Consider the following 13,853-nt stretch of genomic DNA (forward strand, 5'->3'; position numbering starts at 1 on the left):
AATGCCGATTATAGAGGTTGAACATCTAATGAAGGACTTCATGGTTGCCAAGAGGGAAACAGGCCTCCTGGGAGCTATGAAGAGCCTTGTAAAACGGGAGCATATTAAAAAGGAAGCTGTGAAGGATATCAGCTTTTCCATAGAAAAAGGGGAAATGGTTGGCTATATTGGCCCGAATGGCGCTGGGAAATCGACAACAATCAAAATGCTGACCGGTATTTTAGTGCCAAGTTCGGGAAAAGTCCAGGTTAACGGAATCGTCCCTTATGAGAATAGGCAGGAAAATGCCAAGAATATTGGAGTTGTGTTTGGCCAGAGAACACAGCTTTGGTGGGATCTGCCTACAATCGAATCGTTTGAACTCCTGAAGGAAATCTACCAGGTTTCGAATCACCGCTATAAACAAAACATGGATACTTTTACAGAGATTCTAGGGCTGGATGAATTCCTCAACACCCCCGTCCGCCAGCTTTCGCTTGGGCAAAGAATGAGGGCTGATATAGCCGCATCCCTTTTACATGATCCGCCCATTCTATTCCTTGATGAACCAACCATCGGACTTGATGTCGTAGCCAAGGAAAAGATGTGGACATTTATTAAAGAGATTAATAAAGAGCGCAAAATTACGGTTATTTTAACAACTCATGATATGGAGGATATTGAAAAGCTGTGTGAACGCATGATTCTCATTGACCATGGCCAAAAAGTATATGATGGTGAAATCGCAGTAGTGAAAGAAAGGTTCGGGAAAATCAGGACACTTATTGTAGATTTGGAGGAGTCAGCAAGCCGTTTGCCGCTTACAGGCGGAGAGGTCTATAAGGAGGAAGCGAGCCGATACTGGATCCGGTTTAACCGGGATAAAATCTCTGCATCCGAATTAATCGCCCAAATCACTAAAACTCATAATATCAAGGACTTGACAGTAGAGGAGCCAGAAATCGAATCCATCATCAGCCGGATTTATCAGGAAGGCTACCAGGACCTGCCGGAAACAGTAAAAGTATAAGCCGCTATAAAAAATAGGCCTGTTCAATATGTCATTATTTTCTGAAAAAACATATAATAAAGTAGAGGTGATCAAATTGATTCTTTATCTTCTTGGCTTTTGCGCGGTATTATTGGGAACAGGAATGTTTGTTGACTGGTGGTATAAGAAGCATGGAATTGACGATTTTGATCCTGGGGAAAATGAGAAGCATGCGTCTGATTCAGAGAGGGCTTACATCGAGTCCTATATGCATAACATGAAAAATGATCATCATAATGGAATGTCCTGATAAAAAGGCATGATGGCCAAGGCTGTCATGCCTTTTTGTATTATGTTTCATAGTGTTTTATAAACAAAATTTCCAATCTATCAATCAAATAAAACTATAGATCAGCGGTTTTTAAAAAAGAGGATGGCATCGGCCATCCTCATGTATTTCTATAAAAACAGCAATCCAAGGGAAATGACTGCGCCGCTCACAAGCAAAGTCAATACACAGTATCCCATAATATCCTTTGCCTTTAAGCCGGCAATCGCCAGTGCAGGCAGAGCCCAGAAAGGCTGGATTAAGTTCGTCCAGGCATCTCCCCAGGCAACAGCCATTGCTGTTTTTGGAATGGAAACATCCAATGCCTTTGCAGCTTCGAGCATAACTGGAGCCTGGACTGCCCATTGGCCGCCGCCGGACGGAACAAAGAAGTTAACAAGGCCGGCACTTAGGAATGCAAAGAAGTGGAATGTAAATTCATTCGAAATGGAAACAAATCCTTCTGACATTACAGCCGCCAATCCTGATGCTGTCATCATGCCCATAATTCCCGCGTAAAATGGAAACTGAATAATAATGCCGCTTGCCCCTTTAACGGCATTCACAACCGCTTCCAGGAATTGTTTAGGTGTTCCATGGAAAAGAATGCCGAGGAATAGGAACAAGAAGTTAACAATATCCAAGTTAAGCTTGAATCCATTCGTAGCAAAATAGTAAAACAGGAAAACAAGTCCAAAAATTCCGATCAGAAGTGATATAATTCGGCTGTTTTCTAAACGTTCAGCCGGTGTCATGGCCCCTTTTTCAAGAGCGGCAGCCTGAACATCATCCTGAAGAAGGGCAGGATCTACAGCGATTGTCTCATCTTTGGAAGGCATCATAAAGCGGTTAATAAATGGCAAAACCAGGAATATCGCCAGAACAATTAAAAGGTTAAAGCCGGCAAATATGGTTTGATCTGTTGAGATTACACCGATCATTTCTTCCGAAAAGTGGCCAGGCGTAGCAATCGTTAATGGAATGGAGCCGGAAATTCCCCCATGCCAGACGATGAATCCTGAGTAAGCGCTTGCAATTAAAAGCCGATAGTCGACGTTTTTAACCTTTTTAGCCAGTTCTTTGGCAAATAAGGCACCAATGACAAGTCCGAATCCCCAGTTGATTAAGCTGGCAATCATGGATACAACCGTGACAATCATAATGGCCTGGCCTGGTGACTTTGCGGTTGAGGCAAGAGCGCCTAGCCCCTTCTTAAAAAATTGGCTGCTTGCCAAGACATGTCCTGTAACCAATACCAAGACCATTTGCATGGAGAACACTAAAAGGCCCCAAAAACCATTGCCCCAATGCTGAACCATCTGATAAGGTCCGCTGTCAGTGAAAATCAAGCCTAATCCAAATACGGCAAAAGTTAGGATAATAACAAATAAAAATGGATCAGGCAGGTACCGCTGCATAATGCGGTTAAAGAAAGATACCAGTACTTTCATGATGTAACCCCCTTAAAAAAATAAATACCCTAAACCTATTATATTTTCTGTAAAATTCCCTATATTCCTTCTTTTCTGAAATAATATTTAAATTAGGTGCCATTCCGATTACTATTAAAGGGATTAATGAAAGGAGACAAGATGATGGACGTTCACATTAAGAAAGCGGATTTTGGCGATCAGGCCATTTTAAAAAACATGTATGCTTTCTACCTTCATGATCTATCAAGGTACACAAACGCGCTGGATATAAATGATGACGGGACATATGAATTTGATGCTTTTGGACTGATATGGGAAAAAGAAGGTGTGAAGCCTTATTTCATTATTGCTGATGGGCGCCTGGCTGGTTTTTTTCTTTTGCTGCGTACCCCTTTTTTGGAAAAGGCGGATTACTGCGTAAATGATCTATTTATTTACAATGCGTTTAGAAGGAAAAAAGCAGCAGAATCAGCAATCAAACTCCTTTTTAATGGGTTTAAAGGAACCTACTATATTGAGCAGTTAAAACAAAATGATCCTGCCATCCGTTTTTGGAAAAAGATATATCAGGATTATCAGCTAGATTTTAAGGAAATAACACGAACCGAAGACGGAGAAGAGTGCTTAGGGCAGTTCTTCAACGTGGAATAAAAAACAGACCTTTTTGACAGAGGTCTGTACATGCTATTTCTTCCGTTTAACCGGTACCGTTTCTTTGCGAAGCAATTTTATTAAGGATGCACACATCAAAATCAAAATAATGGTAAACGGAAGTACTGAGACGAGAGATGCAGTCTGCAGCCCCTCTAGTCCGCTGCTTAAGAGCAAAACAGCGGCAATAGCCCCCATTAAAATACCCCATACCATCCGAACCAGGCAATGGCTCTTCTTTTCTGTCTAATCAATCATGGGAATTGGATTATTCGGCGTAACTCTATAAAATGGAATTAAATAGAAGGGGAAAAGCGATCCGGAAATGGAGAAAGAGACATATCCCTAAAATACCTTATCCTTAATAGGATGACCTAGACCTGTAACGATTTAATAAGGAGAGCTCAGATGGATATTCATGTATTAATAAAGCTTTTTGAGGAAAACAGATGTGAAGAGGATGTGGTTCCCATGCAAAACTACATGAAAAAAAAGTTTCCTTTCCTAGGAATTAAAACGCCTAAGAGAAGGCTTTTATTAAAAGAGCTTTTTAATCAGACAGGGCTTTTAAAGGAGGGATTCAAGCCAGAGTTTGCAGAAGCACTATGGGAAATGGAAGAGCGGGAATATCAATATGCTGCACTCGACTATATTGGAAAATTTACAAAGAAATTGGACAAGAGTCATCTGGAATTAGTGGAAAGGCTGATTGTGACCAAATCGTGGTGGGATACGGTCGATATGCTTGCCTCCCACGCAGTCGGTTCGATTGCATCAAATAGTCCGGAAGTCATCGGAGAGAAAATTGATGGATGGGCCATCAGCGAGAATATGTGGCTTCGCAGGAGCGCAATATTGTTTCAGTTAAAATATAAAGCCAGAACGGATGAAGAATTGTTATATCAATATATTCTTTTTAATAACGAAAGCAAGGAATTTTTCATTCAAAAGGCGATTGGATGGGCTCTCCGTGAATATTCCAAAACAAACCCTGATTCGGTAAAGAATTTTATTGATTCCAATCCACTTGCCAAGTTAAGTATCAGGGAAGGCAGCAAATATTTAAACAAAAGGCAGCTTTAGTAAGGTTTGTTGTTTTTCGGGCGGCAAATAAGGTTAACCAACTGAGTTGATTGTAGCGGAGGGCACTTGACTCCAGCTCAGAAGAGAGGGAAATGGGAGACCCCACAGGCGAAGCAGAGGAGGCTCTCATTCCTCCCCGCGGGAAAGCTTGAGTGCCCGTAGCAGAAATCAACGGGCAGTATTTATAAGAAAAAACAACCATTTATGAGAAAAGAGCCAAATAAAAATAAAGAACATGATAAAATGGCAAAATAAATTATTTAGAAAAAATACTAGGCCAGAAGGTGAGATAACATGATTAAATGCATTGCCAGCGATATGGATGGAACACTTTTAACAGCAACACAGAAAATAACGGATGAGAATATAAAAGCCATAAAAGCAGCACAGGAAAAAGGTGTAGATGTTGTGATTGCAACCGGGCGTTCGTACTTTGAAGCAAGTTTCGTCCTAGAGGAAGCAGGCATCACTGCCCCCATTATTTGTGTGAATGGTGCTGAGGTAAGGGCTGCAGATGGAAAGGTAGTTTCTTCTAATCCGCTTGATAAGGAATTGGCTAAAAAAGCTGCCTATATCCTATTAGAGAATAATGTTTATTTCGAGGTATATACAAACCAAGGTACATATACAATCGATGAGGACCGAGGCGTTTCAATTATAGTCGATATCTTTCTAAGCGGAAATCCTGAAGCAGATGATATTGATAAGGTCACGAAAGCTGCTGAGGAGCGCTTTAAGAAAGGATTGGTCCATAAAGTGAACAGCTATGATGAGCTGTTCAGCGATGAAGAGCATCAAATTTATAAGCTGCTTGCGTTCTCATTTGAACCAGATTTTCTCACTTCAGCAAAAGAGGAACTGCTTAAACTCGAAGGCATGGCCGTAAGTTCATCAGGCGATGAGAACCTGGAGCTGACAAGTACTGCTGCACAAAAGGGAATTGCCCTTGAAGCTTTTGTAAAAGAAAAAGGAATTTCACTTCTAGAAACAATGGCAATTGGCGACAATTATAATGATTTGTCCATGTTTAAGCGGGCTGGAAGGTCAGTCGCAATGGGAAATGCCGATGACATCATCAAAGCGCAATGTGATTTTGTCACATCTACGAACGAAGAAAGCGGAGTAGCCAAGGCAATTTGGAAAGTGCTTGAGTAAAATGTAAAAGGAGGATGAGAGCTGTATGAAAAAGTTGATAGGTGTATGGCTGCTGGCTATTATCTGGTTGGCCGGATGCTCAAATGCCGGGGAAAATGAGGTTGAGGAGAAAGGTGAGGAAATGGAGGCCAGCCTCCCTTCCAGAGAAGAACCTAGCATCATGGCTGATGAGCTGGATATCCCATGGTCCATTGATAAAACGGGAGAAACCTTTTATATATCGGAAAGACAGGGGAGCATTGTAAAAATTCAAGAAGGAAAGAAAGAACGGCAAAAGGTTGAGTTGGAAAAGAGGCTCTCAACCGCTGCAGAAGCCGGTTTTTTGGGCTTTGTGCTGTCACCTGACTTTGCCAAATCGAATGAAGCATATGCCTATTACACCTATGAAAACAGCTCTGGCCAGTTTAACCGTATTGTCATCCTCCAGCTTCAGGATGGAATTTGGAAAGAGGATAAGCTTTTGCTGGACAAAATTCCAAGCGGCCAATTTCATCATGGCGGCAGACTTGAAATTGGCCCTGATGGCAAGCTTTATGCCACCACTGGCGATGCCGCAACTGATCCTGAAATTGCCCAGGATGCAGGTTCCCTGGGAGGGAAAATACTAAGGATGAACTTGGACGGTACTATACCTTCTGACAATCCTTTCCCTGATTCCTATGTCTATAGCTATGGCCACCGCAATCCGCAGGGGCTGGCCTGGTCAGATGACGGAACTTTGTATGCAAGTGACCACGGCCCTGAAGCCAATGATGAAATTAATCAAATTATGGCTGGAAAGAACTATGGCTGGCCTGTCATCAAAGGGAATGAAAAGAAGGAAGGCATGGAGTCTCCCTTATTTACTTCAGGTGATGATGAAACCTGGGCTCCTTCCGGCATGGATTATCACGGCGGCAAGCTTTACACCGCTGCCTTAAGAGGGAGTGCAGTTCTGGAATTTGATCTGGAAACGAGAGAGATTCGGAAGGCTGTTTCAAACCTGGGCAGGATCCGGGATGTCTTTATTGAAGGGGACAGCCTTTATTTTATAAGCAACAATACGGATGGCCGCGGAAATCCGCTTGAAAAGGATGACAAGCTTTATCAAATTTCGCTGTCTGATATCTAAAAAGCCTGGCAGCTGCCAGGCTTTATTCCTTTGAAAGACCATGCATGATAAATTGAATGGTAAGCTCAATTTCTTTTTCATCATCCCAATCGGCCTCAGGCAGTAATAGATACCTGGTAATTAAAAAACCGAATATGGATGTAAATGTCATTCGAACAGCACTAAAAGCCGGAATATCAATAATTTGGCCTTTTTTTTGATAGAACTTAACCAGGCTAACAAAGCGTTCGAATACTTTTTTGGCAATATGTTCTTTAAATTGTTCCTTAAGCTCAGGATGAAAAGGGATTTCCTGTATGAGGATCTTAATTAAAGACATATTGTTTTTTAGAAAATCAATCCGGTTCGCCATAATGGCTCTTAAAAAATCTTCATACCGTTCATATTTATGATCGATTACTTTGTATAAGTCTTTTATGACAAATGGAGCAAGCAGTTTTGCCATCATAGGGGAAACGATTCCCAGCAGCAAATCCTTTTTCGTTTTATAGTGCCTGAAGATGGTTCCTTCTGCAACTCCTGCTTTTTTGGCGATTTCACTTGTTGAAGTGGCTGCATAGCCTTTCTCGGAAAACGACTCAATCGCTGCGGCGATAATTTTCTTTTGCTTATCTGTCAGCCCTTCTTCTTCCTGGAATAGCTCTTCTATTATTGAATCCTGCTCTGGCATAGTAGACTCCTTTATCCGTACATTTTCTATAGCTTTATTATAACGGATTAAAAATATAAAAAGAAATTTTATATTTTACGATACCGCCTCAGGGCAGCAATATTAAGAATCATAAAGAGCAGAGAGAAGCCCAATAAAACCAGCAGATCTTTATAAATGATTTCCCAGCCGAAACCTCTCACCATCACATTCCTTAGTGCTTCAGCTGCATAATATAAAGGAGTTAAGGGTCCAATCCAGCTGAGCCATTCTGATATGGTCTCAAGATTGAATAATCCGGAAAAAAAGATTTGAGGTACAACAATAAGCGGAATAAACTGGATCATTTGAAGCTCATTATTGGCAAAGGAAGATAGCAGGATTCCCAGAGTCAATGCGGTTAGGGATAGAAGCAAGGTAATGAGCAGGACATACCCAAAAGCACCTTCCATCAGCATGCCAAGCACATAGATGGCATACCAGGCGATTACGGTTGCCTGGATCATGGTGAAAACGCCAAAACCAATGATATAGCCCAACACGATCTCCCATCTTCTAAGCGGACTTGTTAGAAGTCTTTCAAGTGTGCCTGTAGTCCTCTCGCGCAAAAAGGAAACACCCGCAATCAGGAATACAAAGAAAAAGACGAAAAAACCAAGCAAAACAGGACCGAAATAATCAAACTGACCCATGTCGCTGGAGCCGAATAAATAATCTACCTTCAATTCCGGGTCTGCGCCATTTTGCTGCAATGGTCTTAATGCATTCTGTACCCAACTCATGACAGAACCATTTACACTTGGATCGCTTCCTTCAAGGACCAGGGATGGGGACATTTGATCAAACAACAGATACCCGTCCAGCTTCTTGAGTGATAAATCATTTTCTGCCAGATTAGCAGATTCATATTGTTTAATAGTAGCATCTTCCAAGTTTAATTGAGCCTCAATTTGTTCAGGCAGATTCACAAGTCCGATGGAAGGCGTATATTCGTCTCCATTGAAGACAAGGTGAAGCATGGTAAGGACAAGTATGGGTGCGAAAATTAAAAGTGCCATTGTACGTTTATCTCTTATTATTTGGCGGAGTATTCTTATAACCAGCGCTGTAATCCTCATCTTAAGCACCTCCATATGCCAGGAAGGCATCTTCAATATTGGCCGTACTTGTTTGCTGTCTTAAATCTTCCGGAGTTCCAGCTGCAATTAGCTGTCCATCCCTAATCATTCCCAGCCTGTCGCACTTTTCTGCTTCATCCATGACATGTGTGGTAACAATAATCGTGGTTCCCTCTTCTTTTAAAGTGTTAAATGAAGTCCATATGCCTTTTCTGAGTACAGGGTCAATCCCTACTGTGGGTTCATCAAGTATAAGCAGCTTTGGCTTATGCAAGAGGGAGATTGCCAGTGAGAGCCTCCTCTTCATTCCCCCGGAAAAATTGGAAACAAGCTTATTGAAATGCTCATTTAAGGAAACAATCTCCATTACTTCCTTCATCCGCTGCTGTTTTTCCTTGCCTTTTAGTCCGTAAAGGGCAGCAAAGAAATCAAGGTTTTCTTTTGCTGACAATTCGGCGTAAAGGGCATCAGATTGCGCCATATAGCCAATTTTTTTCATTAGGTTTAAATTGGGCATTTTTTCACCTAAAATAAAGTTTTCCCCTTGTGAAGGAGCCTCTAATCCTGCAAGCTGTTTGACAATGGTCGTCTTGCCTGCTCCTGAAGGTCCGAGAAGACCAAAGATTTCTCCCTGAGAAATTTCCAGGCTGATGTTTTTCAAAACCTGTTGCTTTCCATAGTTTTTTGAAACGTTTTGAATGGAAACGACCGGATTGCTATTGTTCATATTGTCACCCCTTTATAAAAGTGAGTAATCACTCACTGAAATCATAATGTAAATAATTCAAATTGTAAAGTGAGTAATCACTCATTTCTTTCGACAAAAAAACCTCTCATCCATGATGAAAGGTCATAAGGCAAAGTTCATTAAAAGATTTCAATTTTAAGGGAGTTAACCTGAGAGACAAGCAGCTCTTCGTATTGCTTTTGAGCGAGATAATAGATTTCCTGTTTATTGACATCAGGATTCTCTTTTTTTACTTTTTCGATTAGATCCTGCTGAACCTTTTGAGAGAGAACAATTAGCTCGTACTGTTTCTCCTGCTTCTCCCAAAATTTTCGATCTCCATATTCCTGTATCATTTTTTTTGCTATATCAAATTGATTATATTGTTCCTTTACCTTCTTAAGTTCGATTTCTATTTCTTCTGTGGTAGCATTATGGCCTTTCTCCCTTGCTAGATATGCCATGGATCTCAGCCTTATAATCTGTGTTAATAATTGATTGCGGTCTTCGTTCATTTTCTCCTGGTCATCCCAATAGGCCATTGCTTCATCCAGTGCCTTGCCTTTATAGGCTTGCTGGTCCTGAAATCGGCTGATCGCGATATGCAGCTTATTGATAAATAGATAGAATTCCAAATCTTTCTCTGTTACCCAATCCCCGTTAATAAGAGCAGCACCTTCCGGCTCTTTCACCTCATATTCAAAAATTTCCTCTGTTATTTTACCTTCTTTTTCTGCGGTTACAACAATTTCCCAATCCCCTGCCATTGGCAGCTCGACACTTCCGGAATAAATTCCATCCTTTTCTTCCTGAAGGGCTGTCTTGTATTCTCCATGATCCATATTCTTCATCGAAAATTCGGCACTTACCTTTAAATTAGTTAATGCCTTATTATTATCTGTGATGGATACCTTGAATAAGGATGGCTTATCTTTGTGCATATAGAAAGGTTCACTTATTTCCATGTGGATGTTTTTGCTGGAGCTGCATCCGGATAAGATCAGAATAAGAATAAAAAAACTTCCAATAAGAAAACGTTTCATAACGCATGATCTCCCAACTTTTGATATTCCATGAATTCATCAACAGTGAATTTTTGGATTTTCCCATCTTCTAAATAAGCAACATGTGTGCACAGCTGCTTAATTTCGTCCAAGTGATGAGAAGACAAAAGGATCGTCTTTTCCTGCAGTGCTTCTAAGATCTGAAGGATCTCTTTTCTTCCCATTGGATCAATCCCGCTAGTCGGTTCATCGAGTACTAGAATGCTGCAATCCTGATATAGTGCTATCGCCAGTCCCAATCGCTGAAGCATTCCTTTTGAGTAATTTTTAGCCGCTAGATTGCGTTCATCCCAAAGAGAGACTGCTTTCAGTAAATGCCTGACACGATCCAGGTCGACTGATTTTGAGGAGGCCATAGCGAAAAAGGTCATATTTTCAAGTCCTGACAGGGAAGGGTAAAGCATAAATTTTTCAGGCAAGTAAGCAATATCTTCCGAATTTTTCTTTTTAAGATTTACACCATTTATTTCAACCGTTCCTTTTTTAAAAGGGAGCAATCCAAGCAGGCTGTTAATAAGAGTAGATTTTCCAGCACCATTTCGTCCAACCAAAGCACAGATTTCATTTCTTTGAACCGTAAGGCTGACATTATCTAAGATAGTTTTCTTTCCAAAGGTTTGTGTTAATGCCTTTATTTTAATCAATCTAATCCCTCCTTACGGTGAAAAATCACGGCTAAAATAAATGAGACAAAGAGAAGCAAGCCTGCATTTCCGATTAACAAGAAGGAAGGCTTTATCCACATAAAAGATTGCAGTAATTTGGACATATGGCCGAAGGAATAAACCTGAAGACCTGTTTCCAGAAAAATGCGTGCAGATTGCAAAGGATTGAAAAAATAGGCAACTGAAAAAAGCTTCACATTTTCATAAGTGACATCAGGCAAAAGGGCAAGCAAGAAAAAATCGTGTAAGAAGAAAAAGTAAAACCACAATAGGACTGCATATCCTATAATTTGCATTCGTGATCGGGAAATACTACCGATTAAAATTCCAAGCTGGTTGAATATCAGCATTAAGCTTAAAAGAGATGTTAAAAAAATGGCATAATTCTTTCCATCAAGCTGAAAATATATTTTCACAGGAAGCAGATAGATTAAAAACCATATAAAAATAGGTCCAATCAATACAGTTTGAACAGCAAGGGATTTTTTTAGCAGAAAGCTAAAATAACTTTCTCTTCTGGTTAATAGCATGATCAAGGTTTTTTGCTCTTTTTCCTGGAAGACAGAGAATGCTCCAAGAAATAAACAAAGAATGGGGATGAAATAGATCATGGAATCAAATAAGTTTAACAGTAATATATAAAACCCCTGGTCAAAAGAAAGAATAGAGGATTTATATAAAATCATGGCTGAGACAAGGATTACAATGCTAAAGGATAACCATAGCCCTTTTCCTCTTATATTTTCCTTCCATTCTTTCCAAACATAATGCATATCCAGTGTCTCCCTTTTATCAAGATTGTAAAGATGACTGTACCAATTAGAACCCAGGCCAGGGGGATATCAATGCGGTTTTGGCGAACTAGCGGATAAGGGTCCTCAAACATAGTTTTATTATTATTTTTCAGAAGAGCGTTCATCTTCTCATAAACGGCTATCGCCGGACTTTTTAAGAATAAATAGGTTAATTCATAATCTTCTATTAGCTGGTGCAATGAAGATTGGTAAACAATAGGTTCATCGCCTTTGCCATTTCCGTCCAGGTCGAGGCTCGGAAAGGTTTTTCCCCAATCATTTCCAATACCATTTTCACTCCAGCTATTTTGTCCCTGGCCTCCTAAACTAACAGCAGGAATCGTATTTTCATGGATTTGGTTTGCTGAAAAAACCTGGTCGTTTGAGCTGGCCCAAAGTTCAACTCCAATTTGATTTTTAATAATCCGGTTATTCCGGATTGAGTTAGAAGTTGATTGATCAATATAAAGGCCTCGCTGATTTAAAAAAAATGTATTATCCTCTATTTCGATTTGATTGGCAGACAAGAGCAAGATCCCAAACGATCGATGCCCGTAATTAAAAAGAAACTGATTTTTTGAAAGGTTTAATCCGCTGGAGTGCATGACAGCAGCCCCTCCTGTATTAAAGAAGAAAATATTGTTTTTAAAGCTGTTTCGATCAGAATACATATAATGAAGGCCGTATCTCGTATGGCTTATTTTATTGTTTGTAATTGTGTTTTCATTGGAATAATCAAAAAACATCCCGTCCCTTGTACCGGTTATCTTGTTATTTTTCAATGTATTATGGTTTGCATAATAAACATGCAGCCCATTTCCCTGACTGGCAATCTTTCCTTTACCCAGTCCTTTTATCTCCGAGTTTTGAACGGTATTGCCATGTGCCTGGCTTAAATAAATACCATGGAAGGAATGGCTGATTTTTATCCGGTCCAGGAGATTTCCGTTAGAATAGACCTTAATGGCGGAATACTCCTCAGAAGAATTCCGGTCCATGCTGCTGTTCGTAATTGTAAGGCTTCGCATAATTACTCCAGGAGCATGAATAGACACAACATTCCCCATCCCGTCGCCCTTAATGATGGTTTGGCTGCCTCCTATGATTTCTACCTTTTTATTAATTGTGATATTTCCCTTGTAGGTTTTGTTTTCCAGTTTGATAATCGCACCTTCTTGAGCTGAATCAATGAGATCCTGCAGGTCTTCAGAGGCAGAGCCATATTTAGGGAAAACAAATGATGCCAAAAATAGTAAGAAAAAGAGGAGACAGGTCTTCTTCATCTTCCTCGATCCTTCCACAACGGAATAATCAAAAGAATAAAGGCTGCAGCTGCCAAATAGAATCCGGTTCCCAAATAGCTATGGGTAACAAAGTTGGCCAAAGTGTTTTCTCCAATGATTGGCGGAATGAAGGGTTCAACAGTAATGGGAGCAGTAGGGCTAAGATTTGTGCCGAAATCCTTTAACCACCTGTACAAGTCCCATAAACCGAGCATCCCGCAAAGTATGAATGACCCTATGAGTACTTTGAGAATTGTTTTCCTTTTAAGAAGGCCTGTTATAAAAGTAAGAACCGCTAGCCCTCCAATAACGAAAGGGAGATATCTTAATTCGGGAAAATTAGCCTCGCTAAAATTTTTCATTCCAATATAATGATTCAAACCGTTCACAATATCAATTTCTCCATCAAGCTTATTCGGATACACAATGATGTTTAAGCCCTCCGGATACTGCGGAGCAAAAAATCTCATACCCCACCATGGAAAAAATAAAGAAGCTGCAATTAAGGTGGCAGCTGTTAGTAGAAGGATGGAAGAAAGAGTAGAAAAACGTTTACGATCCATTGGTTTCCCGCCTTTCTTAAAAGGGGAGGGCATCAGCCGAAATTGATACCCTTTCACCTTTTATTTAAAGATAAGGTATAACTTTGAACTTAAATAATTGTCTAGCTCCGGCACCCTATCGACTCGGCGTGCTTCCCTCACCTCGTCTACGACGACGCACAGGATGTGCTAGTAAGGCGAGGCGCACAGGACGTGCGCGTTTCCGAGCGTTATAAGTCAACATCGAATCGCTGTCGCTCTTCGTGTTTCCTTTATCTCA

16 protein-coding genes are annotated in these 13,853 nt (G+C 40.5%); 6 read left to right on the forward strand and 10 right to left on the reverse strand.

Annotation, left to right across the window (positions count from 1 at the left end; translation table 11 throughout):
• Position 1: 1 nt before the first annotated feature.
• Together L634_RS0107445 and L634_RS0107450 are read left to right on the forward strand one after the other, a co-directional pair.
• Positions 2 to 1,009, forward strand: coding sequence for an ABC transporter ATP-binding protein (locus tag L634_RS0107445; protein WP_026581911.1), 1,008 nt, complete (start codon positions 2 to 4; stop codon positions 1,007 to 1,009).
• Between the two features lie 28 nt (positions 1,010 to 1,037).
• Positions 1,038 to 1,280 (forward strand): hypothetical protein, encoded by a 243-nt coding sequence (locus L634_RS0107450; protein ID WP_051428278.1) that lies wholly within the window; start codon positions 1,038 to 1,040, stop codon positions 1,278 to 1,280.
• A gap of 149 nt (positions 1,281 to 1,429) precedes the next feature.
• On the opposite strand, the gene L634_RS0107455 is transcribed toward L634_RS0107450, so the two are convergent.
• On the reverse strand, positions 1,430 to 2,749 hold the full coding sequence (locus L634_RS0107455) for a short-chain fatty acid transporter (protein ID WP_026581913.1): 1,320 nt from the start codon (positions 2,747 to 2,749) through the stop codon (positions 1,430 to 1,432).
• 144 nt (positions 2,750 to 2,893) lie between these two features.
• On the opposite strand from L634_RS0107455, the gene L634_RS0107460 reads away from it, so the two are divergent.
• Positions 2,894 to 3,382: a GNAT family N-acetyltransferase gene (locus L634_RS0107460; RefSeq protein WP_026581914.1), complete on the forward strand. Its 489-nt coding sequence runs from the start codon at positions 2,894 to 2,896 to the stop codon at positions 3,380 to 3,382.
• A 33-nt stretch (positions 3,383 to 3,415) separates the two neighbouring features.
• Here L634_RS0107460 and L634_RS32550 read toward each other — a convergent pair whose 3' ends face one another.
• Positions 3,416 to 3,607: a BCCT family transporter gene (locus L634_RS32550; RefSeq protein ID WP_269521486.1), complete on the reverse strand. Its 192-nt coding sequence runs from the start codon at positions 3,605 to 3,607 to the stop codon at positions 3,416 to 3,418.
• Positions 3,608 to 3,790: 183 nt separating this feature from the next.
• Between L634_RS32550 and L634_RS0107470 the strand changes: the two genes are divergently transcribed.
• From L634_RS0107470 to L634_RS0107480, 3 genes are all read left to right on the forward strand, one after another.
• Positions 3,791 to 4,465: a DNA alkylation repair protein gene (locus tag L634_RS0107470; protein WP_026581915.1), complete on the forward strand. Its 675-nt coding sequence runs from the start codon at positions 3,791 to 3,793 to the stop codon at positions 4,463 to 4,465.
• Between the two features lie 294 nt (positions 4,466 to 4,759).
• Positions 4,760 to 5,620, forward strand: a complete 861-nt coding sequence (locus tag L634_RS0107475) for a Cof-type HAD-IIB family hydrolase (RefSeq protein WP_026581916.1) — start codon at positions 4,760 to 4,762, stop codon at positions 5,618 to 5,620.
• Between the two features lie 25 nt (positions 5,621 to 5,645).
• Positions 5,646 to 6,731, forward strand: a complete 1,086-nt coding sequence (locus L634_RS0107480) for a PQQ-dependent sugar dehydrogenase (protein ID WP_026581917.1) — start codon at positions 5,646 to 5,648, stop codon at positions 6,729 to 6,731.
• 22 nt (positions 6,732 to 6,753) lie between these two features.
• Here L634_RS0107480 and L634_RS0107485 read toward each other — a convergent pair whose 3' ends face one another.
• From L634_RS0107485 to L634_RS0107520, 8 genes are all read right to left on the reverse strand, one after another.
• Positions 6,754 to 7,401, reverse strand: coding sequence for a TetR/AcrR family transcriptional regulator (locus L634_RS0107485; RefSeq protein WP_026581918.1), 648 nt, complete (start codon positions 7,399 to 7,401; stop codon positions 6,754 to 6,756).
• 68 nt (positions 7,402 to 7,469) lie between these two features.
• Positions 7,470 to 8,498 (reverse strand): ABC transporter permease, encoded by a 1,029-nt coding sequence (locus tag L634_RS0107490; RefSeq protein WP_026581919.1) that lies wholly within the window; start codon positions 8,496 to 8,498, stop codon positions 7,470 to 7,472.
• A gap of 1 nt (position 8,499) precedes the next feature.
• Positions 8,500 to 9,225: an ABC transporter ATP-binding protein gene (locus L634_RS0107495; protein ID WP_026581920.1), complete on the reverse strand. Its 726-nt coding sequence runs from the start codon at positions 9,223 to 9,225 to the stop codon at positions 8,500 to 8,502.
• A gap of 140 nt (positions 9,226 to 9,365) precedes the next feature.
• Entirely contained in the window at positions 9,366 to 10,268 is a 903-nt protein-coding gene (locus tag L634_RS0107500) for a FixH family protein (RefSeq protein WP_026581921.1), read from the reverse strand.
• Positions 10,265 to 10,933, reverse strand: a complete 669-nt coding sequence (locus L634_RS0107505; protein WP_026581922.1) for an ABC transporter ATP-binding protein — start codon at positions 10,931 to 10,933, stop codon at positions 10,265 to 10,267. Before L634_RS0107505 ends, L634_RS0107500 begins: the two co-directional genes overlap by 4 nt.
• Entirely contained in the window at positions 10,930 to 11,727 is a 798-nt protein-coding gene (locus L634_RS0107510; protein WP_026581923.1) for an ABC transporter permease, read from the reverse strand. Before L634_RS0107510 ends, L634_RS0107505 begins: the two co-directional genes overlap by 4 nt.
• On the reverse strand, positions 11,691 to 13,031 hold the full coding sequence (gene nosD / locus L634_RS0107515; protein ID WP_034262211.1) for a nitrous oxide reductase family maturation protein NosD: 1,341 nt from the start codon (positions 13,029 to 13,031) through the stop codon (positions 11,691 to 11,693). Before nosD ends, L634_RS0107510 begins: the two co-directional genes overlap by 37 nt.
• Complete coding sequence (locus tag L634_RS0107520) at positions 13,028 to 13,594, reverse strand: hypothetical protein (protein ID WP_026581925.1); 567 nt, start codon at positions 13,592 to 13,594, stop codon at positions 13,028 to 13,030. Before L634_RS0107520 ends, nosD begins: the two co-directional genes overlap by 4 nt.
• Between the last annotated feature and the right edge of the window lie 259 nt (positions 13,595 to 13,853).

It is taken from the genome of Bacillus sp. J33 (assembly GCF_000518885.1).
In the GTDB taxonomy this organism is placed as follows: domain Bacteria; phylum Bacillota; class Bacilli; order Bacillales; family Cytobacillaceae; genus Cytobacillus.

What these genes read in the sequence shown, in the direction of transcription:
- nosD (WP_034262211.1), bottom strand. Translation starts at nt 13,031, where the DNA reads ATGAAGAAGACCTGTCTCCTCTTTTTCTTACTATTTTTGGCATCATTT.
- L634_RS0107500 (WP_026581921.1), bottom strand. Translation starts at nt 10,268, where the DNA reads ATGAAACGTTTTCTTATTGGAAGTTTTTTTATTCTTATTCTGATCTTA.
- L634_RS0107520 (WP_026581925.1), bottom strand. Translation starts at nt 13,594, where the DNA reads ATGGATCGTAAACGTTTTTCTACTCTTTCTTCCATCCTTCTACTAACA.
- L634_RS0107475 (WP_026581916.1), top strand. Translation starts at nt 4,760, where the DNA reads ATGATTAAATGCATTGCCAGCGATATGGATGGAACACTTTTAACAGCA.
- L634_RS0107490 (WP_026581919.1), bottom strand. Translation starts at nt 8,498, where the DNA reads ATGAGGATTACAGCGCTGGTTATAAGAATACTCCGCCAAATAATAAGA.
- L634_RS0107450 (WP_051428278.1), top strand. Translation starts at nt 1,038, where the DNA reads ATGTCATTATTTTCTGAAAAAACATATAATAAAGTAGAGGTGATCAAA.
- L634_RS0107485 (WP_026581918.1), bottom strand. Translation starts at nt 7,401, where the DNA reads ATGCCAGAGCAGGATTCAATAATAGAAGAGCTATTCCAGGAAGAAGAA.
- L634_RS0107455 (WP_026581913.1), bottom strand. Translation starts at nt 2,749, where the DNA reads ATGAAAGTACTGGTATCTTTCTTTAACCGCATTATGCAGCGGTACCTG.
- L634_RS0107445 (WP_026581911.1), top strand. Translation starts at nt 2, where the DNA reads ATGCCGATTATAGAGGTTGAACATCTAATGAAGGACTTCATGGTTGCC.
- L634_RS0107510 (WP_026581923.1), bottom strand. Translation starts at nt 11,727, where the DNA reads ATGCATTATGTTTGGAAAGAATGGAAGGAAAATATAAGAGGAAAAGGG.
- L634_RS0107480 (WP_026581917.1), top strand. Translation starts at nt 5,646, where the DNA reads ATGAAAAAGTTGATAGGTGTATGGCTGCTGGCTATTATCTGGTTGGCC.
- L634_RS0107470 (WP_026581915.1), top strand. Translation starts at nt 3,791, where the DNA reads ATGGATATTCATGTATTAATAAAGCTTTTTGAGGAAAACAGATGTGAA.
- L634_RS0107460 (WP_026581914.1), top strand. Translation starts at nt 2,894, where the DNA reads ATGGACGTTCACATTAAGAAAGCGGATTTTGGCGATCAGGCCATTTTA.
- L634_RS0107495 (WP_026581920.1), bottom strand. Translation starts at nt 9,225, where the DNA reads ATGAACAATAGCAATCCGGTCGTTTCCATTCAAAACGTTTCAAAAAAC.